Here is a 26703-nt window from a genome sequence, read left to right on the forward strand (position 1 = left end):
GGCCGGGTCCCCTGGCTTAGAAGGTTGCCTTCACACCAATTTCAAAGGTGCGGCCGAGCGGATCGGCGAGACGTGGATCATATCCAAGCTCGTTGCGCACATAAGGCGGGTCTTCATCGGCGATGTTCTCGACGGTCGCCGAGAGACGAAGGTTCTCGGTTAATTCAAAGACATAGCTAAGGTCGAACCGCTACGACGAATCGATCTTCACGCCCTTGGTGATCTCACCGAATAGCGTGAGCGTCCCAGGCATCACACCGTCCGGCGTGACCGGTCCACGCTCGTCCGTGAGCGCAGAAACATAGCGTCCGGTCAGGCGAAGATTATGCTTGTCGCGATTGTAGTTCACGAAGGCATTGATGCGCCATTCCGGAGCCGCAAAGCCCACCGACGAGAAATTGAGCTGACCAAGCCGGTCGCGGCCAGCATTGACCACAACCCCGTCAAGGATTTCATCCTCGGTCTCGAGTTCGAGAACGCGAGTACCCGTCGTGCTGAAGGTTACGTCGGCAGCGCCAACCGGCACGTTATATGTGAGCGAGAAATCCACGCCCGACGTCAGTTGCCCGGCGCCGTTGCCGACATCGGTCACGATCGTGTTGAAATCGGAGAATGTCGTCGCACCCTGCACACATGCGCCGCCCGGAGCCGTGACAGGGTTGGGGTTGAACGTCACCCGCCCGATCAGCGGGTTGGAACAGTCGGCAACGCCTGTCGCGGCAAAGATAAAGTTCGCCAGGTCATTATGCGAGACAAGCTGGCCGATCTCTCCTTCGGTCTCAATGCTGAAATAATCGAGGATCAGGCTGAAATCATGGTCCGGCGCGAAGCCCTGACTCTGCCAGATGGTGCCGATGTTCCATGCCGTCGCCTCTGCTGCCTCGATGCTTCCCAAAGTCTGGAAGTCAGCACCAAGCCATGCACCGCTTGCACGAGTATAGGACCGCACATCGGTGGTGAACCGGCCAGGCTGTAGCGTGGTGGGCGGTGCCTGGAAGTTGGTGCCGTACGAAGCGCGGATCGCCAATGGGTCGGCGACCTGCCACTTGCCGGACACCTTGAACACGGTTGATGCGATATCGCCCGAAAATTCCTCGCGGCGCACAGCCCCCTGCACAAACAGGTCATCGGTCACCGGCAGGCCAACTTCGGCGAAGACCGATTTCACGTCCTGGCTGGCATCGTCCGGGAAGTTGATCGCAAAGAAGCCGAAAGGGCCGACGCCAAACGGGTCGGCACCGCAGTCTGTCTGCCCCGGATAGGAGCACGGCACGCTGCCATTATTGTAGAAGCTCGGAACGTCTTCCTTGAAGCTGATGTCGCGGTACTGGGCACCGAGCGCCCAGCCGATTTCGCCGCCGGGAAGGTGGATTCCAGTCATGCCATTGATGACCGCACCAAAGGTCACGCTCTCGACCTCAGAACGCACCAGCTTGGGATCGAACAGCCAGCGGATCAGCTGGTCCGAGTTTTCCGAACCGGGAATATAGTTCGGATTGGCCAGGCCAAGTTCGGGTTGCCCGGCATATGCGCTGGTGAACGGGTTGAACCATTCACATCCATTCTGTCCGGCCGCGCCGGGATTCTGGATGCCGGGCGTCGACGGATCGAGATCGGTCGCATTACACAGCGGCCCGCCAAAACCGTTTAACGCATCCTGCAGGCGGAAGCCCAGATAGTCCGGGTTCGTATTCTCCGATTCCTGGCGGTTGAAGGTAAGCGCGAAGTCATAGCCGATGTTCGAAGCTTCGCCGAAATCGCCATTGAGCGATGCCGATGCCCGGAACACCTCATTCTGCACGCTGGCGGCGTTGCCAAATCCTTCACCGCGGCCGCCGACCGGATTACCATTGTGCGCGAACGGACGCAGCAGCGAGATCGAATAGCCCTGCGTCAGGAAGCCAAGCGGGAAGGCGGCAGCGCCGCTGCGCGCTTCCCATTCGGCCACATGCGGGTTGGAGCGCGGGACAAGATACTGGAATGTCGCGCCAATCCCCGGAGCCGGACCACGCGTCGTCGGCAGCGACGGCGATCCGAACACTTCCGGCACATCAGTCATCGACCATGCGACATCCGCATGGAAGTTCGCATTGCCGCCAATCGGCGTTTCAAGCTGGGCGTAGGCGCGATAGATGTCCTGCGTCTCGACGAGGTTGTAGTAAGACACATAGCCATAGGCACAGCGCGGCCCGAGAATCTGGGTCGGCTGCCAGATGCCACCTTGCGTTTCGCAGACATTCTGCGTGGCGTCCTGATAATATCCGGTCACCGGGCTGGCGAGGAAAGCGCGCGGGTTTGACGTGCTGGAGACCGGCGTATAGTTCGCAATATTGGTCAGGTTAGACCATGGCGACGGGTTCACCCAGTAAGGCAGGCTGGAGAAGCTGCGCTCCTCTGACTCCAGGCGCGAACGATGCTGCACCTCGGCAGACCACATCACACTGATGTCTCCGATCATCGCCCCCGCGAGGATGCCGAGATCATAGTCACCATCCGAGCCGTCGATAAACTTGTAATCGGCTGTTGCCTCGAGCCCCTCAAAGCCAGTCCGAGTGATAAAATTGACCACGCCGCCAACGGCGTCTGCACCGTAAATCACGGCCGCGCCATCTTTCAGCACTTCAGTTCGCGCCACCGCGATGCCCGGAATATTGGACAGGTTTTCACTCACTCGGCGGCCGTTTAGCAGTGTCAGTGTCTTGTCGGCGCCAATGCCACGAAGGTTGAAACTCGGTGAGCCAGTCAGTTCAGCGCCGCCAAAATAGTTGGCTTCGCCATTCGTCGGTCCCGATTGCGGCAGGTCCTTTGCAAACTCCAGCGCCGTCGGAGACCCTTCGAGCTCCAGATCCTGCGCCGAGTAAACGTTGACTGGCAGAGCCGCGTCTTCAGGCGTGCCCCGCAGCGCCGAACCGGTGACGACCACGGTCGCCTGTCTTGCTTCTTCGTCATTCGGGCTTTCTGCGTCGAGCCGTTCGACCGAATCGTCCTGCGCCATGGCCAGTAATGGCGCAGCCATCAGTATCGCCGCCAGCGAAGCGGTCGCTTTGAGTGTGTTCAATTTTTCCTCCCTTGAATCAGCCCCTTAAGGGGTCTTGATTGAGGAGAATACAAATACAGTCACGACTGTATGTAAATTATTTATTGTTGTGCGACGCAACTCTCAGAGTGACGTCACGGAAGGTCGGTACTCGAAATGCGTAATGATTGTAGCGCATTACAATGAATATGCGTGATCGCAATTTTCTTGTTCATTTTGTCGCCAAGGGGCGCAAGCCGGCGCATTTGATACAGGATCAGCTTCCGGACTCGATACATTCAGCACGCGTCCTGCTCTTGCTTTCGGTAACAACGCGCCCCCTGCGGCACCGATCCGCGTTTTGACGCAGCCCCGATTACGCAATATTCGCATCACGGAAACGATGCTCGCAACCCAACAAAGAAAGAAGATCAACATGCCAGCAATCTCTATGACACCGGAGGAAGTCTCAGCCTATATCGCTCAGGCCGGACGGGACGCGTGGAAAGTTCCCGACATTTCGCACGACACACCCCGCCGCACGATCAGCAAGGTTGGTATCATCGGCGCTGGCACCATGGGCGGCGGCATCTCCATGAATTTTGCGACCGCTGGCATCCCCGTCACCATTCTCGAGCAGAAACAGGAAGCGCTGGACCGCGGTCTGGGCGTCGTGCGCGGCCACTATCAGCGTAGCGCCGACAAGGGCCGCTTTCCGCAGGACGAAGTCGATGCGCGCATGGGGCGGCTGACTGGAACGCTGGATATGAACGATTTTGCGGACTGCGACCTCATCATTGAAGCCGTCTTCGAGGATATGGACCTCAAGAAAAAGATCTTCACCGACCTCGATGCCATCGCAAAGCCCGGCGCCATTCTCGCGACCAACACCTCGGCGCTGGATATCGACGAGATTGCAAGCGTCACCAAGCGGCCGGCAGATGTGATTGGCCTGCACTTCTTCTCCCCGGCCAATGTCATGAAACTGCTCGAAATCGTGCGCGCAGACCATACGGCAGACGACGTCATCATGACCTGCATGGACCTTGCGAAAGCGATCAACAAGATCGCCGTCCTTGTCGGTGTCTGCCCGGGTTTCGTTGGCAACCGCATTCTGTATGCCCGCCAGGCACAAGCGCAGAAACTCGTCTTCAAGGGGGCAATGCCGTGGGACGTGGACGCCGCGCTCAATGCCTTCGGCTTCCGCATGGGCCCCTACCAGATGTCAGACCTTGCCGGCCTCGACATTGGCTGGAAAAAGGGCGCGACGACGGCCAATCCGATCCGCGATGCGCTCTGTGAGCTGGACCGCCGCGGCCAGAAAACCGGAGCGGGCTATTATGACTATGATGAGAACCGCCGTCCGATCCCATCCGACGTGACCGCAAGGATCATCGCCGAGGTCACCGGCATTGAAGCTGGCAAGGCCCCCGGCCAGGATGAAATTATCGCAGCCTGTATCCACCCGATGATCAATGAAGGCCTGAAGATTCTTGAGGAGAAGAAGGCCCAGCGCGCTTCCGACATCGATATCGTCTGGCTGAACGGCTATGGATGGCCGGCCGACAAGGGCGGGCCGATGCTCTATGGCGACATGGTGGGCGCCGAAACCGTTCTAGCCACCATGGAACGCCTTGGCGCAGACGATGAACGGTTCGCTCCGGCTGAAACGCTGAAGCGTCTCGCCCGCGATGGTGGCCGCTTCATTGACGTCCAGCCCGGCTGATGGGCACTGCCACCCGCCCCCTGCCCGGCGACTATGATTATATCATTGTCGGCGCAGGGTCGGCGGGCTGCGTGGTTGCAAACCGGCTCTCAGCCGACCCGAAAAAACGCGTGCTGCTACTTGAGGCAGGCGGCAAGGATGACTGGATCTGGTTTCACATTCCGGTCGGCTATCTCTTCGCCATCGGCAATCCGCGCTCCGACTGGATGTTTCAGACAACGCCGCAGCGAGGCCTGAACGGGCGGGCGCTGGCTTATCCGCGAGGCAAGGTGATTGGCGGGTCGTCAGCCATCAATGCAATGATCACCATGCGCGGCCAGGCCGCCGATTATGATGGCTGGCGGGACCTGGGGCTACCCGGATGGGGATGGGACGATGTGCTGCCAGTCTTCCGCGAGATCGAAGACCATTTCCTGGGTGAGACCGACATGCACGGCGCAGGCGGCGAATGGCGGGTTGAGCCGCCACGGGTGAAGTGGGACATTCTCGACGCTGTGCGGGACGCGGCCGAAGAGATGGGCATTCCGAAAACAGCCGATTTCAACACCGGCGACAATGAAGGCTCCAGCTATTTTCAGGTAAACCAGAAATCGGGCCGCAGATGGTCGGCAGCCCGCGGTTTCCTCAAACCGGCGCTGCGCCGTCCAAATCTTCGGGTGGAAACCGGCGTCCTCGTTGACAGGCTGATACTGGAAGATGGCTGCGCCACGCAGGTTGAGTTCAGGCAGAAAGGGCAGCGTTTTTCAGCCAGGGCAAACGCAGAGATCATCCTCTGCGCAGGCGCGATCGGAAGCCCCCAGATCCTGCAACGCTCCGGCATCGGCCCCGCCGCACTGCTGAAGGGTGCTGGCATCGAATGCCAGATCGACCTGCCGGGGGTCGGTGCCAATCTTCAAGACCACCTCCAGCAGCGCGCAATATACCGGGTGACCGGCACGCGAACGCTCAACCAGGTCTACTATTCAGCTTTCGGGAAAGTCTCGATGGCTCTCGACTACGCCTTTCGCCGTCGCGGTCCTCTCACCATGGCACCATCGCAGCTCGGCATCTTCACCCGATCCAGTCCCGACGAGACGCGCGCCAACATCCAGTTCCATGTGCAACCGCTCTCGCTCGACAAGTTCGGAGACCCGCTTCACCGCTTCCCGGCCATAACCGTCGCCGCCTGCAATCTGCGCCCGACGTCTCGCGGCACTATCCGCGTTGCGAGCGCCGATGCTATGGCGCCCCCTGTCATAGATCCGAACTATCTCGATACGGACGACGACCGACGCGTCGCCGCAGACGCCATCCGGGTCACGCGTCGCCTGATGTCCCAGCCGGCGTTGCGACGCTTCCATCCCGTCGAAAGTGTTCCCGGCGAAAGCGTTGGTGACGACCTTTCGAAACTGGCCGGCGATATCGGCACCACAATATTCCATCCTGTCGGCACAGCCCGAATGGGGCCGCCTGGGGATCGGATGGCGGTTCTGGATGAGACGCTCAGGGTTCGCGGCATTGGCGGTCTGCGTGTCATTGACGCTTCCGTCATGCCCACCATCACATCCGGCAACACCAACACGCCGACCATCATGATCGCGGCGAAGGCAGCCGCGCTGATCAAATAAGACCGCGACACCGGCTTGCACAGCGACCAGATTGCGGCCCAGCCCGCAGTTGCTATTCGACTATTCGCACCCCGGACCTCGCTGGAGTCAGGCGAACCTCAACAAACAAATCTGTGCCTGCATCGCGGGCAAGTGTGTCCAAACCCCGTGCAATTCGCACAAGTTTCGGCACCGATGCGGACTGATCGAGTTTCCGGCGTTGCATCCAGGCGACCATCATGGTGTTGCGGACTTATGACGACGTAGTCATGGGTCTCAGACGTCCGCCGAAGGACTTTTGAAGTGGCCGGCGCGCTCTCTGGTGAGCGAAGCGCCTCCTCAAAATCAAAAGTTCAACGCAGCCCCGACAGGGTCTGCCCCAATCGGCAGGATGTTTCCATGTTCAACATTTACGTTCGCACCAACAGCACCTCACGCAGCGTCCTCGGCGCGGTCGCAGCCTCCTCTTTCCTCTTCATGGCCGCTTGCGGCGGCTCTGATACGACCGCACCGACCACGACCGCCACGCCATCGGCAACCCCATCAGACGCGCCCATCGTCATTCCGATGGAAGGGCTGGAGAAGACCGAACTCACCTTCGGCTTCATCAAGCTTACAGACATGGCACCACTCGCCATCGCCTATGAAAAAGGCTTTTTCGAAGACGAGGGTCTCTTCGTCACGCTCGAACCGCAGGCCAACTGGAAAGTGCTGCTCGACCGCGTGATCGATGGCGAGCTTGACGGCGCACACATGCTGGCAGGCCAGCCGCTGGCCGCAACCATCGGCTACGGCACCGAAGCACACATCGTGACGCCATTCTCCATGGATCTGAACGGCAACGGCATCACCGTTTCCAATGATGTCTGGGCTGCGATGAAGCCGAACATTCCAACCATGGAAGACGGTCGCCCGGTACACCCGATCGGCGCAGAATACCTGAAGCCTGTCGTCGACAGCTACAAGGCGGAGGGCAAGCCCTTCAACATGGGCATGGTATTCCCGGTCTCCACTCACAATTACGAACTTCGCTACTGGCTCGCTGCGGGTGGTATCCACCCCGGCTATTATTCGCCGGATGACGTTTCCGGTCAGATCCAGGCCGATGCGCTGCTCTCGGTAACGCCGCCGCCACAGATGCCTGCAACGCTCGAAGCCGGCACGATCTATGGCTACTGCGTGGGCGAACCCTGGAACCAGCAAGCCGTCTTCAAGGGCATCGGCGTCCCGGTGATCACTGACTACGAAATCTGGAAAGACAATCCGGAAAAGGTCTTCGGCATCAACGCCGCCTTCGCAGAGGAAAACCCTGTCACGACGATGGCGATCACACGGGCGCTGATCCGCGCGGCCATCTGGCTCGACGAGAATGACAATGCCAATCGTCAGGAGGCGGTCGATATCCTGTCGCGGTCCGAATATGTCGGCGCGGACCGTGAAGTCATTGCGAATTCGATGACTGGCACGTTCGAATACGAAAAGGGCGACAAGCGCTACGTCCCCGACTTCAACGTCTTCTTCCGCTACAACGCGACCTACCCGTTCTACTCCGACGCAGTCTGGTACCTCACCCAGATGCGCCGCTGGGGCCAGATCCCGGAGGGCAAGAGCGACGCCTGGTATGACGAGACGGCCAGGTCCGTCTACCGCCCCGACATCTACCTCAAAGCGGCCCGTTCCCTGGTGGATGAAGGCCTCGCCGATGAGGCGGACTTTCCGTGGGACAGTGACGGCTACAAGGCCCCGCAGAGCGAATTCATTGACGGCATCACCTTCGATGGGCGCGCTCCGAATGCGTATCTGAGCAGCCTGCCGATCGGCCTCAAGGACGACCAGACCGTCTCGAACGGTGCCGTCTCAAACTAACAGGTCAGCAAGGTGCCCGCCCCGCTGGGCCGGGCACCGGCGACCTCCAGACCTTACTGCAGGAGCATCCAAATGTCCGCTGTACTCGCAACTGAAACAACCACAGAGCCCGACGTCGTCGAGCCGAAACCAGAGCCGGAGGCCGAAGTCACCAAAACCGACCGCAAGGAAAAATGGTTCGCCGCCATCAACAAGGCGTCCAAATTCCTTGATGTCTTCGCCCTGTCCTGGGTGACACCGTTGCTCATGATGGCCGCCGGTGATGGCGTGAAACGCAATCTCGGCCTGCTCTGGCAGCGCCTCGGTATTCCAATTGTCGCGATCCTCGTCTTTCTGGTGGCTTGGGCGCAACTGGCCCCGCAGGTGAAGACCTCCCTCGGCGCGATCCCGGGCCCGGTCGAAGTGTGGGAACAGTATGGCGTCCTGCATCAGGACCATTTGCAGGAACAGGCCAAGGCTGATGCTTTCTATCAGAGACAGGAACAGCGAAATGCCGCCCTCATCGCGGCAGGCCGTCCAGACGATGTCAGCGATGTCGGCTACACAGGCAAGAAGACCTATTATCAGCAGATCTGGACCAGCCTCCAGACCGTCTTCTTCGGCTTTTTCCTCGCCACGATCATAGCCGCCCCGCTGGGCATCATCATGGGCATGTCGCCCTCGATGAATGCGGCGTTCAACCCCCTTATCCAGATCTTCAAACCGGTCTCACCGCTTGCATGGCTACCAATTGTAACCATGGTCGTTTCTGCAACAGTGGCAACGGATTCAGGCTGGTCGAAATCCTTCCTGACCTCGGCAATCACCGTCACGCTCTGTTCACTCTGGCCGACACTGATCAACACCGCCCTCGGCGTTGCGACCGTCGACAAGGACCTCGTCAATGTCGGCAAGGTGCTGAAGCTCACGCCCTATACAAAGGTAACGAAGCTCGTCCTGCCATCCGCCCTTCCGCTGATCTTCACCGGTATGCGGCTGTCACTTGGTGTCGGCTGGATGGTGCTGATTGCCGCTGAAATGCTGGCGCAGAACCCGGGCCTCGGAAAATTCGTCTGGGATGAATTCCAGAACGGGTCATCCCAGTCGCTCGCCAAGATCATCGTCGCTGTTCTCACCATTGGTATCATCGGCTTCCTGCTCGACCGCGTCATGGTCGCGCTGCAGACGATGTTCACCTTCTCATCAACCCGCTGATCCGGAGACGAAGAGATGGCTATCCTAGAACTGAAAAACGTCACCAAGGGTTTCGGCGAAGGCACAGACCGGATGGAGGTCCTCCAGGACATCTCCCTCTCGGTCGAGGAAGGTGAATTCGTCGCGATCGTCGGCTTTTCAGGGTCTGGCAAATCGACCCTGATCAACCTGATCGCTGGCCTTGAATTTCCTGACGAGGGCGAAGTCCTGATCAAGGGCACGCCTGTCGAGGGTCCGGGGCCGGAACGCGCAGTCTGCTTCCAGAGCTATTCGCTCATGCCCTGGATGTCTGTCGCGCAGAATGTCCAGCTTGCGGTCGATGCTGTCTTCACCAAAGAAGACAAGGCGAGCCGCAAGGCGCGCGCCGAGCGCTACATCGAAATGGTCGGGCTCGACCATGCCGCTGACCGTCGGCCGTCCGAACTGTCGGGCGGAATGCGTCAGCGTGTGGCCGTCGCCCGCTCGCTCGCCATGGACCCTGAGGTCCTGTTGCTCGATGAGCCGCTGTCCGCGCTCGACGCCCTTACACGCGCCAATCTGCAGGATGAGATCACCGAAATCTGGGCGAAAGACCAGAAGACCGTCATCCTGATCACCAATGATGTGGATGAGGCGATCCTCCTTGCGGACCGGATCATCCCGCTCAATCCCGGCCCGAACGCCACGCTTGGACCGTCCTTCAAGGTTGACCTTCCGCGTCCGCGCGAGCGCACGGCGATGAATCATGACGAAGGGTTCAAGACGCTGCGCCGCGACGTCACCGCCTATCTGATGGATGTCGGCATTGCAAAGAAGCGCGCCCAGGTCGAGCCGCCCCTACCAGATGTCACGCCGATCACGCTTGGCCGGCCAAAGGCCTATGCCGAAGCAGCCGAAACCACCGGCATCGCTGAACACCGCTATCTGGAATATTCCCAGGTCGACAAGGTGTATCCGACACCGAAAGGCCCACTCACCGTTGTCGATGATTTCGACATCAAGATTGCCAAGGGCGAATTCGTCTCAGTGATCGGGCATTCCGGCTGTGGCAAGTCAACCGTTCTGACCATGACCGCCGGCCTGAATGACGTATCCCGCGGCGGCATCATCCTTGACAACAAGGAAGTCTCAAGCGCTGGCCCGGACCGGGCTGTCGTCTTCCAGGCGCCGTCGCTCTTTCCATGGCTGACGGCAAAGCAGAATGTCGCTGTCGGTGTGGACCGGGTCTATCCAAAAGCAACGCAGGAAGAGCGCGAGCAGGTCGTCGAATACTATCTGCACAAGGTCGGGCTGGGCGACGCCATCGACAAGCGCGCCTCTGATCTCTCCAATGGCATGAAGCAACGCGTCGGCATCGCCCGCGCCTTTGCGCTCTCGCCAAAGCTGCTGCTGCTCGACGAGCCATTCGGTATGCTGGACAGCCTCACGCGCTGGGAACTCCAGGAAGTGCTGATGGAAGTCTGGCAGCGCACGCAGGTGACCGCCATGTGCGTCACCCACGATGTCGACGAAGCCATCCTGCTGGCCGACCGCATCATCATGATGACGAATGGGCCCAATGCCCGGATCGGCAAGGTGCTCAAGATCGACATCCCCCGCCCGCGCACCCGCAAGGCGCTGCTCGAACACCCGGACTATTACATGTACCGCGAGCAGGTTCTCGACTTCCTGGAAGATTATGAGACTGGCGCACACGGCAAGCAGAAGGCGCCAGCTCCCGACAAAAAAGTCGAGGAGGTCGCGTGATGGAAACGATTGTCGAAACACCGGTACGGACCTTCGTCTCCGCATCCGAAGTCTGGGTCCCGGAGGATGGAAAGCTCGTCTTTTCCGTCGGAAGCTATGGCGAGCTTTCTGACTTCGAACAGGCCTCCTCCGAGGAAAGTTTCGCGAAGGCGGAAGGCCTGCCCGGCAAAGCCTGGGACCTTGCGCGACCCGTCGTCCTGAAAGACCTGAGCGACCCGCTCTTCAAGCGCGCAGCGGCCGCCCGTCAGGCTGGCCTCACAAGCGCAGCCGCGATCCCCGTCTTTGCCGGGGACACGCTCAAGGCCGTGCTGGTCGTGCTGTGTAGCGACGACGCCGAGCGCATGGGTGCGATCGAGCTCTGGGCCGAAAAGAACGGGCTCATGGTGCTTGAAGATGGCTATTACGGAGCTGCCAAGCATTTTGAATGGGTATCGCAGCACACGCACTTCCCGAAAGGCCAGGGCCTGCCCGGCGGCGTCTGGGCCTCATCAACCCCGATGCTGTTTCGCGACCTTGGCGCCGGATACCGCTTTGTCCGCGCCGACAGTGCCGGGCGGGCGGGTCTTACCACGGGTCTCGGCCTGCCGGTTGAAACACCATCGGGCGATGCAATCGTCCTCACGCTCCTGTCGGCGCGCGGTACGCCCATCGCGCGGCGTTTCGAGATCTGGGACGCGCGCCCGGCCGTCGTCGGGTCCGCCGGCAAAGCCGTTCTCGCCGACGGGGTCTGCGAACGCGACGGACCGCTCTGGGACGAAGACAAGCCACGCGAAGTCTTTGCCTATCGCGGTCTCATAGGCCGCGCCATCGGCGAGGGCCTGCCTGCCGTCTCCAGCGCACCGGCCGACACGGCCGGATACGCATCCGCCGTCTGTTTTCCAATCTACCGGGGCGGCGAGCTTTCGCACGTCGTCGCCTGGTATTGCTGAGGAGCCGTCGCAATGCCCAAACAGAAACTGGTCATCATCGGCGCTGGCATGGCAGCCGGCCGGCTGCTCGAACACCTGTTCGAAACTGCGCCCGATGCCTTCGACGTCACACTGTTCAATGCTGAGCCACGCGGAACCTATAACCGCATCATGCTGTCGCCCGTCCTGTCCGGCGAGAAGAGTTATGAGGAGATCGTCACTCATGATGACGACTGGTATACCGAACATGGCGTAACCTGCCGGTTCGGTGAGCGTGTTGTCGCGATTGATCGCGAAAAGAAGATTGTGAGCGGCGAGAATGGCGATGTCCCATACGACAGGCTCGTCATCGCCACCGGTTCCAACCCGTTCATCATTCCCCTGCCCGGCCACGACCTGCCCGGCGTTCTCGCCTATCGCGATGCCGACGATACGGACCGGATGATCGAAGCCTGCAAACCTGGCGCGAAAGCTGTGGTGATTGGCGGAGGCCTTCTCGGCCTTGAGGCGGCGGCGGGGCTTCGCCTTCGCGGCATGGACGTCACCGTCCTGCACCTGATGCCGACGCTGATGGAACGACAGCTCGACCCGTCCGCCGGTTACCTTCTGGAAAAGGAGCTTTCGGGCCGCGGCATCACCATTCGTACCGGCGCGAATTCCAAGGAAATCTACGGCAAGGACCGTGTCGAAGGCATCCGTCTCGACGATGGCACCGATCTGCCCGCGAGCCTCATCGTGATGGCCGTCGGCATTCGACCAAATGTCGCTGTCGCAAAGAATGCCGGCCTCGATGTCGGGCGGGGCATTCTGGTCGACGCAAGGATGCAAACCTCCGACCCCTCCATCTATTCGCTCGGCGAATGCGTGGAGTTCGAGGGCAACTGTTACGGCCTCGTCGCACCGCTCTACGAGCAGGCCAAGGTCTGTGCCGCTGCTTTGGCGGGATCGGCAGACCAGGCCTTTGTGCACACTGAGACAGCCACCAAACTCAAGGTCACCGGCGTCGACCTCTATTCGGCCGGTGACTTCACCGATGGCGACGACCGCGACGAGATTGTTTTCCGTGACCCGGCCCGGCGCATCTACAAGCGCCTTGTCCTGAAGCAGAACCGCCTGATCGGCGCGGTCCTCTACGGCGAAACCTCCGATGGGGCGTGGTTCTTCGACAAGATCAGGAAAGCCGAGGAAATCTTGCCCGAGGCTCGCGCGACCCTGATTTTCGGGCAGTCATTTGCCGGGGGCGCCCCCCTGGACCCTATGGCGGCCGTTGCAGCCTTGCCGGATGAGGCAGAGATCTGCGGTTGTAACGGCGTATCGAAGGGTCAGATCATCGGAGCCATCGACAAGAATGGCCTCTGCGACCTCGACGGGGTTCGTGCCTGTACCAAGGCATCCTCATCCTGTGGAACCTGTACGGGCCTGGTCGAAAGCCTGCTCGCCTTCCGCCTGGGTGATGCATTTGCAGCGCCCGCGAAGAAGACCGTCTGCGGATGTACAGACCTCGGCCACGACGACGTCCGCCGTCTGATCGTTTCACAACAGCTGAAATCGATCCCGGCGGTGATGCAGGAGCTCGGCTGGAAGACATCCTGCGGCTGCGCCAAATGCCGCCCGGCGCTTAACTATTACCTGATCGCCAGCTGGCCGAACGAATATGTTGATGACGGCCAGTCCCGCTTCATCAATGAACGCGTTCACGCCAATATCCAGAAGAACGGCACATATTCCGTGGTCCCTCGCGCCTGGGGCGGGATGACCACTGCGGCAGAGCTGCGGGCCGTCGCAGATGTTGTCGACAAATTCAACATCCCGGCCGTGAAATATACCGGCGGACAGCGGATCGACATGCTCGGCGTCCGTAAGGAAGATCTTCCCGCCGTCTGGGCCGATCTCAATGCGGCTGGCATGGTCTCCGGCCATGCCTACGGCAAATCCCTTCGCACCGTGAAAACTTGCGTCGGCTCGGACTGGTGCCGGTTCGGCACGCAGGATTCGACCGGCCTCGGCATCAAGCTTGAAAAGATGATGTGGGGGTCCTGGACGCCGCACAAGGTGAAACTCGCCGTGTCCGGTTGCCCGCGCAACTGTGCTGAGGCGACGTGCAAGGATATTGGCGTGGTCTGCGTCGACAGCGGCTATGAAATCCACTTCGCCGGCGCGGCAGGTATGGAAGTCCGGGGCACTGACCTGCTCACCAAGGTGACGACGGAGGCGGACGCGCTCGAAATGTGCGCAGCCCTGCTGCAGCTCTACCGCGAACAGGGCTTCTACCTCGAACGCATCTACAAATGGTCAGCACGCGTCGGAATCGAAAAAATCCAGGCACAGATCGTCGACGACGCTGAAAACCGCGCCGCGCTTTACGCCCGCTTCCTCGACTCCCAGCGCAATGCGCAGACCGACCCATGGGCGGAGCGCGCGAGCGGCCAGAAGGATGCGCACGAATTCAGTGAACTGGTCCTGGCGGAGTGAAGGCATGGATGGAGGATTTCCAATGGAACGCTGGATAGACGTCTGCGTGGTCGATGACATTCCGGTCCGCGGGTCGCGTCGCACGCGCTTCAACGGTGTCGAGATCGCGCTGTTTCGCACGTCCGAAGATGCAGTCTACGCGATCGAAAACCGTTGCGCTCACAAGGGAGGACCTCTCAGCGAAGGCATCGTGCATGATTGTGCCGTGACCTGCCCGCTCCATAGCTGGGTGTTCGACCTTGCCACCGGAAAGGCGAGAGGCGCTGACGAAGGCCAGATACAGACCTATCCGGTTGAAGTGCGCGACGGGCGCGCCGTGCATGTCCGCTTCCCGGCCCGCTGACGAGACGCGGCTGAATGTTAGACGAGCATCCCTTCCCTGAAACCGCAACCACCTGCCCTTATTGCGGGGTCGGATGCGGTGTACTGGCAAGGCCGTCGGCCGATGGACAGCGGGCTGAAGTCAGAGGCGACGCCGGCCACCCATCAAACTACGGACGCCTCTGCTCCAAGGGGTCAGCCCTCGGCGAGACCCTGACGCATGAGGAACGTCTGCTCCACCCGCAAATCGACGGAAAACGCGCGAGCTGGGACGGTGCCCTGGACCTGATCGCCGATCGCTTTCGCGACGCTATAGACACTCAGGGTCCTGACAGTGTGGCCATGTATGTGTCGGGCCAGTTCCTCACCGAGGACTATTACGTCGCCAACAAGCTGATGAAAGGCTTCGTCGGCACGGCCAATATCGATACCAATTCGCGTCTGTGCATGGCGTCCACCGTCGTCGGTCACAAGCGCGCCTTTGGCACTGACACTGTGCCGGGCTGTTATGACGACCTCGAAGAGGCCGACCTCATCGTTCTGGTTGGCAGCAATCTCGCCTGGTGCCACCCGGTGCTCTATCAGCGCATCCTCGCGGCCCGCGAGAAACGCGGCACCCGGCTGGTCGTGATCGATCCGCGCCGCACATCGACCGCCGAAGACGCAGACCTCCATCTGCCCATCCGTCCCGGTTTCGATGTGCGCCTGTTCAACGCGCTCTTCCACGCGCTGGCAACGTCACAGGCGAGGGATGACCGGTTTGTCGCGCTACACACCTCCGGTCTTGAGGCGGCGCTGGAAGCCATCGACACGGTTTCCCCCTCCGACCTCGCCGCCATGACGGGCATATCCGACAAGGACCTCGCTACATTTTTCGGTTGGTTCATTGCCATAGATCGCACCGTCACAGTGTTCTCGCAGGGCGTGAACCAGTCTTCAGCCGGGTCGGACAAGGTCAACGCGATCATCAATTGCCACCTGGTGACCGGCCGTATCGGGAAGCCGGGCATGGGGCCGTTCTCGATCACCGGGCAGCCGAATGCGATGGGTGGCCGCGAAGTGGGCGGCCTCGCAAACCAGCTGGCCAGCCATATGGATTTCGAGCCGGACAATGTCAGCCGCATCGGCCGCTTCTGGAACGCACCAAATATGGCGACCCGTCCGGGCCTCAAGGCAGTTGACCTCTTCAATGCCGTTGCTGACGGGAAGATCAAGGCCCTGTGGATCATGGCGACCAATCCGGTCGTCTCGCTGCCCAATGCAGACAAGGTCCGCCGCGCCCTGGACGTCTGCCCCTTCGTCGTGGTTTCCGATGTGGTGTCGAGTGCGGACACGGTGGCCTATGCCCATGTGGCACTGCCGGCGACCGGATGGGGCGAGAAGACGGGCACCGTGACAAATTCGGAGAGACGCATTTCCCGGCAGCGCAGCTTTCTGAAGCCACCCGGCGAATGCCGTCATGACTGGCAGGCCATCTGCGCCGTAGCGCAACGCCTTGGCTATTCCGGATTTGATTTTGCCTCGCCGGCAGACATCTACCGGGAATATGCCGCGCTGTCGGGCTTCGAGAACAACGATCAGCGCGATTTCGACATTGGCACGCATGGCAACATTTCAGACCGCGACTATGACGCCCTCTCCCCTTTCCAGTGGCCTCTACCCGCTGCCACTTCACCTGCGGGCAAGCTTGAGGGACGCTCGCACCGCTTCTTCGCGGATGGCAAGTTCTACACGCCGGACAGGAAGGCGCATTTCATCGCGACACCTTTTCGTCCGGCCCAGTCCCAGCCTTCAGATGACCTGCCTTTCATCCTGAATACCGGGCGTATCCGCGACCACTGGCACACAATGACACGCACGGGAAAGTCCGCGCGCCTGTCGGCCCACATCGCAGAGCCCTTCCTCGAAGTTCACCCCGACGACGCAAAGGCAATCGGCGTTGAGCCGGCCTGCCTTGTTGAGGCACGAAATGCCTATGGCATTGCTCGCCTGCGGGCACTGGTGACAGACCGCGTATCGAAAGGAACCGTCTTCGCCCCCATGCACTGGACGAACCGGTTCAGCGCCAAGGCCTGCATTGACGCGCTGGTCGCGCCGAACACCGATCCTGCATCCGGCCAGCCGGAATCGAAGCATTCCACCGTTGCGTTGCGTCCGCTCAAGATCGACTGGCAGGCCTTTGCCGTCCTGACCGAGGAACCGGATGCGGAAACCTTGAAACCATTTGCGTACTGGGCACTTGCCCGCACAGACAAGGGCTGGCGTCTCGAAGTCGCTGGTATCGGAGACATGATCACAGCCCTGCGCACCATTGTCAGGGAGCCGGACGCGCTGGCACTCTCGACCGGGGCGGGCCGCGAAGCGATCGCAAGTTTCGCCGGCAAGACGCTGACAGGCTTTGTCATCGGCACTGAAGGCGCGCCTGTCGAAGCGGACAGAAGCTGGCTCGCGGGCCTGATTGGCACTGACCTCCAATCCGACGTCCGCATCGGACTTCTGGCGGGCCGGCCACCCATTGGCGCCTCATGTGGCAGGATCGTCTGCTCCTGCATGGGCGTAGGCAGCCAGACCATCCTCGACGCAATCGAAGACGGCGCGGCAAGCGTCAGCGCCGTCGGAGCAGCAACAGGCGCGGGCACCAATTGCGGGTCCTGCAAGAGCGAAATTGCGAGCCTTCTGAAGGTGTCCCTCGAAACAGTGAATATCAGCGAACACGTAGCGGCGGAGTGAAGACCATGTCAGCGAAACTTTCCCTGATCGGTTGCGGCCCCGGAGCGGCAGACCTTCTTACCATCCGCGCGAGCCGAAGGATCGGCGAGGCTGACCTCGTCCTCTTCGACCGGCTGGTCGAACCGGATGTTCTCGAGCTTGCCTCACCTCTTGCCGAAAAGCGGTACGTCGGAAAAGGCTGCGGCGATGGCGGACGCCAGCAGGCCGACATCAATTGTATCCTCAAAGAGGCACTCAGGGACGGTCGTCATGTGGTCCGCCTCAAATCAGGCGACCCAATGGTGTTCGGGCGCGCGGCAGAGGAAGTCGCCATTGCTGTCGAGCTGGAAGCCGAGATCGAAATCGTGCCCGGCGTCACCGCTGCACTTGCTGCGGCAGCCGAAAACGCCATCACCGTCACAGAACGCATGGAACTTCAGAGCTTTGTCGTGACGACGGGCAAATCAGCGGACCCGAACAAGGACCCGGACTGGTCTAATCTCGTGAAGCCCGGCGTGTGCGTCGCCTTCTATATGAGCGTGGCGCAGGCCTGGCGGATCCAGACAGCCCTTATGGCGAAAGGCGTTCCGGGGCACATCGCAACGGACTGGATCGAGAATTCCGGACGTCCCAACGCCCGACGTGTTACGAGCCGACTGGACAGGCTGGCCCTCGATGCCCGCAAACAGGGCGTGAGCAACCCTGCCATCCTGTTTATCCGCTATCCGCTGAGTGCAGCGGCGGGTCAGCTTTCCGCGCAGCAGGCCGAGCAGGCCTGATCCGCCCTATTTCCCAAGGTCTGCGACCTGGCTGCGGTCGCTTTCACCCAGCCTGTCCTCGCCGCGGCGAATGTCGAACCCCGAAACATAGTCGCTGAACCGTGCCGGATCGAACGGCTTGCCATCGAGAAACCGGTCGGCTGAGCAGGCAATGGGCTGCGATTGCGTCTCCATCAGCCAGGCATGCTGATGGGCGCCTTCGACCTTCTGGTCCGAGACGGGGCATGCCACATCAAGTGCTTTGACAGCCTCGCAGTAAATGTCCGGTCGGAATGCGTTTTCCGCGACCGACTCCACGTCGACAGTCTCCGGCACTTCGCCCCATCGCACCATCTGCGACAGGATCCATTTGGCATGTGAGCGCCACGGAAAATTCGCGGCATAGCGGTGGAAGACGTTGAAGTCCGGCATCTTGAGGCGAAGGTGACCGCCCGTCTGGACGCCGACACCGGTCAGGGAACTGACAATCTCATCATAGGCCGTATTCACATATTCAGGCGCTGCGATCATCCGCGCCGCAGTCTGCCGGTTAGCCACGTCATCCAGCCATTTCGATGCCTCCGACAGGCTTGCGATGAGAGCGAGATGCGTATCGTGATGGTCAGACGCCCATGATTTGCGAACTGCCAGCACCTTTTCCGGACCGTTCGACCAGATTTCGCCCGATGTGATCAGTGTACGGCCCAATCCCCCAACCACGGCCGCGCTGTTCCACGGCTCACCCACGCAATAGCCATCGATGTGTCCCGTCGACAGCGCATCCACCGTCAGCGATGGCGGGACAACGACCAGGTTCAGGTCACGGTCGGGATCGATACCGGCCTCCGCCAGCCAGAAGCGCAACTCATAGCTGTGCATGGACTGGGGATAGACATGTGCCAGGGTCAGAGGTGCGCCGCCCTCGGCCTGTCGCTGTTGGATGACCCGCTTCAACGCGCGCGCTGTCAGCGGAAGCTCCTCCATCAGGTCCGGCGCGCGCTGCCGCATTTCCTCGTGAAGCGCATTCGAGACGGTAATGGCATTGCCGTTCAGGTTCATGGTGAAGGCGGTCGTGAAGTCTCCCGGAAACGGGCCCAGCCTCGCAGCGGACGCCACGACCATCGGCGACAGCATATGCGCCGCATCGATCACCCCACTTCCCAGTGCATCCCGCATCGCCGCCCACGACACAAACCGCCGCAAAGAGACATCCAGTCCATTCTGCGCAAAGATACCCCTCTCGCGCGCCACCACCAGCGAAGCGCAGTCCGTCAACGGAGCAAATCCGATATTCAATGTCTGCGCCGTCATTCCGGAAGCTCTCCCGCCTTGTTTGCCAGCATCTCCAGGATCGTGATCACATTGGAGGCCACGTCCTTGATTGGCTTTCCCTGTTGCTGGGACATCTTGCGCATGGAGGAGAATGCCTGGTCCTCCGTCATGCCGTGATGCTGCATGAGCAGCCCCTTGGCCCGCTCGATCACTTTGCGGGCGGCGAGATCGTCCTTGGTTTTCTGCAACTCGGATCGAAGCCCGTCCATGTGCCGGAAACGGGCAATCGCCGTGTCGATGAGCGGCCGCACGCGCCGCGGCATGAGTCCATCGATCACATAGGCGCTCACGCCCGCATCAATCGCATCCTGCATGCGGTCGCCCCCTTCTTCCTCGACAAACATGACAATGGGCTTGGGGTTCGACCGCGCGACAAGGCGCAGGCTCTCGATTGTATCCCGGTCGGGTGAATTACAGTCCATGATGATTACGTCCGGTCCAATGCGGGAAATCATGTCGAGGAGGAGCCGGCCATGCGTGCGAGATGCCGTGTGTACAACAGCATTCGCAGCCAGCCCTTCCTCGACAAGCTTGATGCGTTCGGGGTCGTCATCGATGATGAGCACGCGCAGAGGAACGTCTGACGAATTCACGTTAACTTGCGCACCCCGATTTGCGCCGGCTCCAGATGCCAGCGACGTTGCCATTCCCGTCAGAGAGCGAAATCCAGCTGCAGCCAGATCTTCTGCGTGTCACTCGCAAACCCGTCCGACTGATAATCTGCGAACTTGAGGGTCAGCTTGACCTTGTCCCAGGTTCCAGACGCCGAAAGGTCGAGTTCGCTACCGTAATCGGATCCGCCCTCATCTGCCGAAAAATCATGGTAGATTGCCGCAATCGAGACGCCACTGAGCGGGCCGACATCGCCGACCTTGTAGCCGGCTTTTGCATAGATATCCTCCACACCGCCCACGGGCGTGACCAAAAACTTGTCAGCCCAGCCCTGGAACTTGTGAAGCGTTGCGAGGGGAGTCTGAAACCCGCGCTGGTCGTCCCCGCCGAGAACCTCATACCCTGCACCGAGGGAGACGGCCCCGAAACTGTAATCGCCCTCGATGAGGTAATAGTCCGCCGAATAGTCGAACGGGCTTGATCCGTAATCCTTCTGATTGGCATAGGACGCGGCATAGCTGAGCTTGCCTTCGCCGAGCTCACGCGCGCCCGCCAGGCGAACGCCATAGGTCTCGGAGGACATGGTTCCGCCCGCGTCATCAATGTCGAGGAGATAGCCAAACCCGGTCAGGGACCCGAAAGGGGTTGGATAGGAGGCATTGGCGAGCCACACATCGCCCTCCCAGCGCCCCATCGCCGATTCGTCGCCGAAGATGCGATTCACTTGGTTGAGATAGGTGAAGTCGAGCTTCAGCTTGCCGATGGAGTCGTTCTGGACGCGTAGGCCATCGAAGGTCTGCTCATTCTGGCGCCAGCCTACATTTCCGACAAAGCGGGAGTCGTCGAGAATGACGCGCTGTCGGCCGAGCGTGATTGCGGTATCCGGAAAAGACTTGTTGGTCAGCTGCAGCCGGTTGAGTTCGGTCGCTTCCGGATCCGGCACGACAGGATACATCGTCTTGCCATTGGTCGTCGAATTGAAGTCATCGACAATGTCGCCAATATGGTCGAACTCCACGAGGAAGCTCGTGCCAAGGAATTCGCCAGTCTGAAGGCCTGCGCGAAGCCGGTAGGTGAGCGCGTCCGCATTATCGGCAAACCCGTCCTGGTCGACGCCTTCATAGCGCAGGCGCAGGTCCAGGATTGGCTTGGTCTGGGACAGCGCCGCGTGGAGGCCGCTGTCGGCTACATCAGCAAAAGCGGTTGAGAAAGTGGTGCAGGCGCAGAGTGCAGCCAGGCTGCAAGCGGTCAATTTGGAAAAAGACATGGTTCGTCCTCGGTATGGTGCCGGATGCTCGACGTGTGCTGAGGAATCCGGCGCAAATGATCCTGATCGCCCGGTCAGGCGACGCTCATTTCTTCTTCACCGAAGATGTGCACCCTGCTTCGGGTGCCGTGTCTTTGATCATTCAAAGCTGTACTCTGATTGTACCGAGAGCCCCGCCAGTGCAATTGCGCGCGCCAGGAGACACGCCAAAGGCTTATTTTCTGCACGGGTTTGCGTTTTTTTTGACCCCGACTGCCGGTTTCTCGTGCAGGCTCGCCGGATGGCGAGGCTCAATCCGGCATAGTGCGCACGAGGCTTTCGGCCCTATCGAGGTCTTCCGGCGTATTGATGTTGAGGAAGCGGTCGCTGCCCGCTTCAATCGAAACTCGCCGCGCACCGAGCCGGTCGGCAATCTTGTGCAGCGCAAGCTCGCCTTCATCGACGCAGGCGCGGAAATCTTCCAGCGCCGCGCATGTCCAGAGACCGAAGGTCGGGTGCAGCCGCCCATCGGCTTCAACAATTGCCGCCTTCGCCTGACCGATGGATTCCTTCAACAGTTCCGGCAGCTCGTCCGGAAAGAAAGGCGCATCGACCGGCGCTGTCAGGACAGCGGATTCTCCTCCGTGGCGGTAATGTGCAAAGCCAAGCGCCGCAAGCAGCCCACCCGCAGGCCCGATGGACTCCTGGCCGGGCACCTGGTCGGCGATGAACGCAATGCTGGAGTCCCGCTCCAGCCATGCCGGACGCTCCGGCGCCAGCACGGCGAGCGCGTCGACCTTTCCCGTCAGCTTCGCGGCGACGAGTGACCAGAGCGGGCCACCAGCGAGTTCCACAACCGCCTTGTCGCGTCCACCGAGCCGTAGACCCCGGCCACCGGCCAGAATGCATCCAATTATTTTCATGGGCATGATGATCTGCGGAAGACCCGCTGCCACGTCAAGACAGCAGACTAGCTGCGCATCGACCCTGAGAAGTGGTGCGCCCACGAGGATTCGAACCTCGGACCCGCTGATTAAGAGTCAGCTGCTCTACCAACTGAGCTATAGGCGCATTCTGTTTTGAGAGCTGGCCATGTAGTCGCGAAGTGCAGAAAAGGCAAATGCTCTTTCAGAGCTTGTAATCGGGCAGTGAGCCAAAGGCGAACTTCAGCGCCTCACCCCAATTGGCTGAAATCAGGTTGTAATAGGGGTCATCCTCCTCGATCCGCCGCTGCGCCATGATATCGAGACTGTCCTTTTCATAAAGCAGGAGGTCGAGCGGCAGCCCGACGGACAAGTTCGCCTTCATGGTGGAATCGAAGGACACCATCATCAGCTTCACCGCAGCCTCAAACGTCATGTCCGGCTCGTAGGCCCGCACGAGGATCGGGCGACCATATTTGGTCTCACCGATCTGGAAGAAAGGCGTCTCCTTTGAGGCTTCGACAAAATTGCCCTCCGGATAGATGAGGAACAGGCGCGGCTCGGCACCGGCGATCTGTCCGCCAAGGATGATGGTCGCCTTGAACGGCGATTCCGCATCCGGCCCCTCATCCGGCGCGCTCTCGCGGATAACGTTCCGCAGCGTCTTGCCGACAAGGCGCGCTGCCTGGAACATGGACGGCACTTCGAGGATGGAGGGATTGCGCTCTTCCGGTGCCTTGGTGCGCTCGTCCAGCATGCTGACCACGGCTTGCGTTGTCGCAAGATTCCCCGCCGTCATCATGACGAGGGTCCGCTCGCCCGGTTTGCTCCAGGTGAACATCTTCCGATACGTGGAGATATTGTCGACACCGGCATTGGTCCGCGTGTCGGACATGAAAACGAGGCCTCTGTCGAGGCGGAGACCTACGCAGTACGTCATGCCGATTTAAGGGGAAAACCCATCTTATTGCTGAACCTGAACCGTCACGTCTAAAGTCTCGGCGCCCGGCCCGAAGGACAGACCCGAAATCGGGGCTGCATCATTATAATCAAGCCCCGTTGCAACCGCGACATAACGTGAGTCTGGCGAGATTGCATTGGAGGCATCGAATCCGACCCAGCCCAGAGCGTCAACATATACTTCCGCCCAGGCATGGGAAGCGTCCTGCTGCACTCGGTCATTCATCATCAGATAGCCGCTCACATACCGCGCCGGAAAGCCCAGATAGCGGGCGGCTGAAACGAAGATGTGAGTATGGTCCTGGCACACGCCATGGCCAGCGCTCGCGGCCTCTTCGGCAGTGGTCGTGACATTTGTCTTGCCAGACTCGTATGTCACGCTCGCCCCGATGGCGTGCATCAGTGTATGCATCCGGTCGACATCATTATCGTAGTCGCTTCCCAGCGAATTCGCGAACCTACGTATGGTCGGACCCGGCCGGGTGAGCTCGGACGTTCGCTCATAGAACCAGATTGGCGTGGAACCGCGATGCTTTCCGACGATGCCGGCTGTGTCATCTGTCTCGGCCTCGCCATGCGCCCTGACGATCAGGCTCGTTGCACCCGCACCGGCACTGACCAGCAGGGTCTCATTGTTGAACTGATCAACAAAACGCGCTTCCTCTGTTCCGCCCTCGACCTCAACGTCCCAGCTCAGTACTTTCTGACCGGCCCGCGCCTTCGGCGTCAGGCGCAACTGATACAACGCGTACGCCACCGGCTGAGGAAATTCATAGCGCGTCTCATGCGCAATTTTCAGCTGCATCTGATATCCTTAGTATGCAAAACGGTAGTCTTCCTCGATCTGCGTGCCCAACCCGTTATTGTCATTGATCAGCCTTGTCAGGAATTCGTGCAGGCCCTCCTCCATGATCGCGTCGATATCCGTCGTGGTCAGACGCTGGAGAATGTTCGCACAGATCGCCTGGCACGGTTTCGTCTCGCCATATTCGGCTTCGAGATTGGCAAGGTTGCGCGCCAGGTTGATATAGCAGAATGCGAGCGACCGCGGCAGGCGCTGGTCAAGGATGAGAAATTCCGAGATGGCCCGCGGCCCCGATTCCTTGTTCAGCCACGCAAAGCTTCGCTCCGCCGCCGCTGATCGCAGGATGGTCTCCCACTGGAAATTGTCAATGGAGCTGCCCACCATCGAGACCGATGGCAGAAGGACGTAATACTTCACATCGAGGATCCGGGCGACATTATCCGTCCGCTCAAGGAACGTCCCTATACGGCAGAAATTGAAGATATCGTTGCGAAGCATGGTACCATGCAAAGCGCCGCGCACCTGCGCACTCTGCTGGCGGATCAGCTCCAGCACATTCGGCAGGTCCTTCTCGCTGACCTGCCGTGCCAGCGCATCCTTCAGCCGCATCCACGTATCATTGACCGCTTCCCATACCTCGCGCGTCAGCGCCACGCGGACCATGCGAGCATTGTTCCGGGCCGCGTCCACGACGGACATGACGGAGGACGGGTTGGTCCGGTCACGCAGCATATAGTCGATGGCATGCGTGCGATTGATCTCGTCATGGCGTTCATTATAGCCGTCGAGCGCATTGGCGGTGGACAGGACCGAGATCCATTCGGCATCGGACGCGTCCGCCCGCGTCATTGCCATGCGTGAGCCGGCCTCGATCAGCCGGGCATTGTTCGCGCTTCGCTCAAGGTAACGGCACATCCAGAACAGACCGCCAGCTGTCTTGCCAAGCATCATGATTCGAGCACCCACGTATCCTTGGTGCCGCCGCCCTGGCTCGAATTGACCACAAGTGACCCCTTCTTCAAGGCGACGCGCGTCAGCCCGCCCGGCGTGATGTCTACGCCGTTCGGCGAGACCAGCACAAAGGGCCGCAAATCCACATGGCGCGGCGCAAGGCCCTGGTTCGTGAAGATCGGCACCGTTGAAAGCGCGAGCGTCGGCTGCGCGATATAGCCGTCGGGCTTTGCCTGCAGCTTGGCGCGGAAAGCGGCGACCTCCTTGCGGCTTGCGGCGGGCCCGACCAGCATGCCATAGCCGCCAGACCCATGAACTTCCTTGACGACGAGATCTTCCAGATTGTCGAGCACATAGGCGAGCGAGTCCGGGTCCGAGCATCGCCATGTCGGCACGTTCGGCAGCTTCGCCTTCTCGCCGGTATAGAATTCAACGATGTCCGGCATGTAGGAATAGATTGCCTTGTCATCGGCGATCCCCGTGCCCGGCGCATTCGCAATCGTAATGCCGCCGGCACGGTAGATGTCCATGATCCCGGGCACGCCCAGCACCGAATCCGGATTGAAGTTGAGCGGGTCGAGATAGGCGTCATCGACCCGCCTGTAGAGAACATCGACCGGCATATAGCCTTGCGTCGTCCGCATCGCGACACGGCCGTTGACGACACGAAGGTCATGGCCTTCGACCAGCTCCGCGCCCATTTCGTCGGCGAGGAAGGAATGCTCGAAATAGGCTGAGTTGTGGATACCGGGCGTCAGGACCGCCACGACAGGCTTGTCCGTGCAGGCCGATGGCGCACAGGCCGCCAGAGACCGCCTCAGTCGCTTTGGATAGGTCGAAACCGGGCAGACCTTGTGCCGGATGAATAGGTCCGGAAACATCTCGAACATCGTTTCCCGGTTTTCCAGCATATAGGAAACGCCGGATGGCGTGCGGGCATTGTCCTCAAGCACATAGAACTCATCCTCGCCGGTGCGCACGATATCCGTACCGACAATATGCGTATAAATGCCACCGGGTGGATCGACACCGATCATCTTCGGCTCAAACGCTGCATTCTGACTGATCATCTCACGCGGGATACGCCCGGCCTTCAGGATTTCCTGGCGGTGATAGATGTCGTGCAGGAAAGCATTCAGCGCGAGGACACGCTGCTCAATCCCTTCCGACAGTTTCTGCCATTCGCGATTGGACAGGATGTGAGGAACGATATCGAACGGGATCAGCCGCTCATTGGCTTCCTCACGTCCATAAACATTGAAAGTGATGCCTGTTCGGCGAAACGCGCGTTCGGCCTCCTTCGCCTTCTTTCGCAGGCTTCTGGAGTTCTCTGACTGGAACCAGTCACTATAGGTTTGATAGGGTTGGCGCGGATGTTCTCCGTGTCCGAACATTTCGTCAAAGGGCATCTTGTTGTCCGGCATGGCTGGCTGGTGCGCCGTCTCCTTCCTTGCAATCACCCGAATGATACATCTGGGCAGGTCAGTGGCAAAAACTTTCGCGAATACCGTGACATGCGGGCTGAACCTGCCCAATATTCGAGCGCCCGTTTCGGATGACTGGCCCGATGGCCCGCTACACGCCCCGCCACCA

At 60.4% G+C, this 26703-nt stretch carries 19 protein-coding genes and 1 tRNA gene; 10 read left to right on the forward strand and 10 right to left on the reverse strand.

Annotated elements, in window-relative coordinates; genetic code table 11:
- Positions 1-190: 190 nt before the first annotated feature.
- On the reverse strand, positions 191-3058 hold the full coding sequence (locus B8746_RS12425) for a TonB-dependent receptor domain-containing protein (RefSeq protein WP_084393976.1): 2868 nt from the start codon (positions 3056-3058) through the stop codon (positions 191-193).
- A 394-nt stretch (positions 3059-3452) separates the two neighbouring features.
- On the opposite strand from B8746_RS12425, the gene B8746_RS12430 reads away from it, so the two are divergent.
- The 10 genes from B8746_RS12430 to cobA all read left to right on the forward strand — a co-directional run bounded on the left by B8746_RS12430 (position 3453) and on the right by cobA (position 18302).
- Positions 3453-4742, forward strand: a complete 1290-nt coding sequence (locus tag B8746_RS12430) for a 3-hydroxyacyl-CoA dehydrogenase (protein ID WP_233124245.1) — start codon at positions 3453-3455, stop codon at positions 4740-4742.
- Positions 4742-6349 (forward strand): GMC family oxidoreductase, encoded by a 1608-nt coding sequence (locus tag B8746_RS12435; RefSeq protein ID WP_084393977.1) that lies wholly within the window; start codon positions 4742-4744, stop codon positions 6347-6349. Before B8746_RS12430 ends, B8746_RS12435 begins: the two co-directional genes overlap by 1 nt.
- A gap of 546 nt (positions 6350-6895) precedes the next feature.
- Positions 6896-8194 (forward strand): CmpA/NrtA family ABC transporter substrate-binding protein, encoded by a 1299-nt coding sequence (locus B8746_RS12440; protein ID WP_370372410.1) that lies wholly within the window; start codon positions 6896-6898, stop codon positions 8192-8194.
- A 72-nt stretch (positions 8195-8266) separates the two neighbouring features.
- Positions 8267-9388 (forward strand): ABC transporter permease, encoded by a 1122-nt coding sequence (locus B8746_RS12445; RefSeq protein WP_084393978.1) that lies wholly within the window; start codon positions 8267-8269, stop codon positions 9386-9388.
- A gap of 15 nt (positions 9389-9403) precedes the next feature.
- On the forward strand, positions 9404-11113 hold the full coding sequence (locus tag B8746_RS12450) for an ABC transporter ATP-binding protein (RefSeq protein ID WP_084393979.1): 1710 nt from the start codon (positions 9404-9406) through the stop codon (positions 11111-11113).
- Complete coding sequence (locus B8746_RS12455) at positions 11113-12042, forward strand: GAF domain-containing protein (RefSeq protein ID WP_084393980.1); 930 nt, start codon at positions 11113-11115, stop codon at positions 12040-12042. Before B8746_RS12450 ends, B8746_RS12455 begins: the two co-directional genes overlap by 1 nt.
- Positions 12043-12054: 12 nt before the next feature.
- Positions 12055-14493, forward strand: a complete 2439-nt coding sequence (gene nirB / locus B8746_RS12460; protein ID WP_084393981.1) for a nitrite reductase large subunit NirB — start codon at positions 12055-12057, stop codon at positions 14491-14493.
- Between the two features lie 22 nt (positions 14494-14515).
- Complete coding sequence (gene nirD / locus B8746_RS12465) at positions 14516-14836, forward strand: nitrite reductase small subunit NirD (protein ID WP_084393982.1); 321 nt, start codon at positions 14516-14518, stop codon at positions 14834-14836.
- Between the two features lie 14 nt (positions 14837-14850).
- Complete coding sequence (locus B8746_RS12470) at positions 14851-17544, forward strand: nitrate reductase (protein WP_084393983.1); 2694 nt, start codon at positions 14851-14853, stop codon at positions 17542-17544.
- Positions 17545-17549: 5 nt separating this feature from the next.
- Positions 17550-18302, forward strand: coding sequence for a uroporphyrinogen-III C-methyltransferase (gene cobA, locus B8746_RS12475; RefSeq protein WP_084393984.1), 753 nt, complete (start codon positions 17550-17552; stop codon positions 18300-18302).
- A 6-nt stretch (positions 18303-18308) separates the two neighbouring features.
- Here the strand turns inward: cobA and B8746_RS12480 are convergent, their stop codons facing one another.
- The 9 genes from B8746_RS12480 to B8746_RS12520 all read right to left on the reverse strand — a co-directional run bounded on the left by B8746_RS12480 (position 18309) and on the right by B8746_RS12520 (position 26534).
- A complete protein-coding gene (locus B8746_RS12480) occupies positions 18309-19592 on the reverse strand; it encodes a CmpA/NrtA family ABC transporter substrate-binding protein (protein WP_084393985.1) in 1284 nt (427 codons plus the stop codon).
- Positions 19589-20206 carry an ANTAR domain-containing response regulator gene (locus B8746_RS12485; RefSeq protein ID WP_233124250.1) on the reverse strand — a complete coding sequence of 206 codons (618 nt, stop codon included), beginning with the start codon at positions 20204-20206 and terminating at the stop codon, positions 19589-19591. Before B8746_RS12485 ends, B8746_RS12480 begins: the two co-directional genes overlap by 4 nt.
- Before the next feature lie 59 nt (positions 20207-20265).
- Complete coding sequence (locus B8746_RS12490) at positions 20266-21492, reverse strand: alginate export family protein (RefSeq protein ID WP_084393986.1); 1227 nt, start codon at positions 21490-21492, stop codon at positions 20266-20268.
- 290 nt (positions 21493-21782) lie between these two features.
- Positions 21783-22400 carry a molybdenum cofactor guanylyltransferase gene (mobA, locus tag B8746_RS12495; RefSeq protein WP_084394242.1) on the reverse strand — a complete coding sequence of 206 codons (618 nt, stop codon included), beginning with the start codon at positions 22398-22400 and terminating at the stop codon, positions 21783-21785.
- Between the two features lie 66 nt (positions 22401-22466).
- Positions 22467-22542 (reverse strand) — tRNA-Lys (locus tag B8746_RS12500).
- 57 nt (positions 22543-22599) lie between these two features.
- Positions 22600-23334 carry a proteasome-type protease gene (locus tag B8746_RS12505; RefSeq protein ID WP_084393987.1) on the reverse strand — a complete coding sequence of 245 codons (735 nt, stop codon included), beginning with the start codon at positions 23332-23334 and terminating at the stop codon, positions 22600-22602.
- A gap of 24 nt (positions 23335-23358) precedes the next feature.
- On the reverse strand, positions 23359-24159 hold the full coding sequence (locus B8746_RS12510) for a transglutaminase family protein (protein ID WP_084393988.1): 801 nt from the start codon (positions 24157-24159) through the stop codon (positions 23359-23361).
- 9 nt (positions 24160-24168) lie between these two features.
- Positions 24169-25107, reverse strand: a complete 939-nt coding sequence (locus B8746_RS12515; protein WP_188657401.1) for an alpha-E domain-containing protein — start codon at positions 25105-25107, stop codon at positions 24169-24171.
- Entirely contained in the window at positions 25107-26534 is a 1428-nt protein-coding gene (locus B8746_RS12520) for a circularly permuted type 2 ATP-grasp protein (protein WP_084393990.1), read from the reverse strand. Before B8746_RS12520 ends, B8746_RS12515 begins: the two co-directional genes overlap by 1 nt.
- Positions 26535-26703: the final 169 nt, after the last annotated feature.

The organism is Henriciella pelagia (assembly GCF_002088945.1).
In the GTDB taxonomy this organism is placed as follows: domain Bacteria; phylum Pseudomonadota; class Alphaproteobacteria; order Caulobacterales; family Hyphomonadaceae; genus Henriciella; species Henriciella pelagia.

What these genes read in the sequence shown, in the direction of transcription:
- B8746_RS12445 (WP_084393978.1), top strand. Translation starts at nt 8,267, where the DNA reads ATGTCCGCTGTACTCGCAACTGAAACAACCACAGAGCCCGACGTCGTC.
- B8746_RS12490 (WP_084393986.1), bottom strand. Translation starts at nt 21,492, where the DNA reads ATGTCTTTTTCCAAATTGACCGCTTGCAGCCTGGCTGCACTCTGCGCC.
- B8746_RS12430 (WP_233124245.1), top strand. Translation starts at nt 3,453, where the DNA reads ATGCCAGCAATCTCTATGACACCGGAGGAAGTCTCAGCCTATATCGCT.
- B8746_RS12510 (WP_084393988.1), bottom strand. Translation starts at nt 24,159, where the DNA reads ATGCAGCTGAAAATTGCGCATGAGACGCGCTATGAATTTCCTCAGCCG.
- cobA (WP_084393984.1), top strand. Translation starts at nt 17,550, where the DNA reads ATGTCAGCGAAACTTTCCCTGATCGGTTGCGGCCCCGGAGCGGCAGAC.
- B8746_RS12440 (WP_370372410.1), top strand. Translation starts at nt 6,896, where the DNA reads ATGGAAGGGCTGGAGAAGACCGAACTCACCTTCGGCTTCATCAAGCTT.
- B8746_RS12515 (WP_188657401.1), bottom strand. Translation starts at nt 25,107, where the DNA reads ATGCTTGGCAAGACAGCTGGCGGTCTGTTCTGGATGTGCCGTTACCTT.
- B8746_RS12435 (WP_084393977.1), top strand. Translation starts at nt 4,742, where the DNA reads ATGGGCACTGCCACCCGCCCCCTGCCCGGCGACTATGATTATATCATT.
- nirD (WP_084393982.1), top strand. Translation starts at nt 14,516, where the DNA reads ATGGAACGCTGGATAGACGTCTGCGTGGTCGATGACATTCCGGTCCGC.
- B8746_RS12505 (WP_084393987.1), bottom strand. Translation starts at nt 23,334, where the DNA reads ATGACGTACTGCGTAGGTCTCCGCCTCGACAGAGGCCTCGTTTTCATG.
- B8746_RS12450 (WP_084393979.1), top strand. Translation starts at nt 9,404, where the DNA reads ATGGCTATCCTAGAACTGAAAAACGTCACCAAGGGTTTCGGCGAAGGC.
- B8746_RS12480 (WP_084393985.1), bottom strand. Translation starts at nt 19,592, where the DNA reads ATGACGGCGCAGACATTGAATATCGGATTTGCTCCGTTGACGGACTGC.
- mobA (WP_084394242.1), bottom strand. Translation starts at nt 22,400, where the DNA reads ATGCCCATGAAAATAATTGGATGCATTCTGGCCGGTGGCCGGGGTCTA.
- B8746_RS12520 (WP_084393990.1), bottom strand. Translation starts at nt 26,534, where the DNA reads ATGCCGGACAACAAGATGCCCTTTGACGAAATGTTCGGACACGGAGAA.
- B8746_RS12455 (WP_084393980.1), top strand. Translation starts at nt 11,113, where the DNA reads ATGGAAACGATTGTCGAAACACCGGTACGGACCTTCGTCTCCGCATCC.
- B8746_RS12470 (WP_084393983.1), top strand. Translation starts at nt 14,851, where the DNA reads ATGTTAGACGAGCATCCCTTCCCTGAAACCGCAACCACCTGCCCTTAT.
- nirB (WP_084393981.1), top strand. Translation starts at nt 12,055, where the DNA reads ATGCCCAAACAGAAACTGGTCATCATCGGCGCTGGCATGGCAGCCGGC.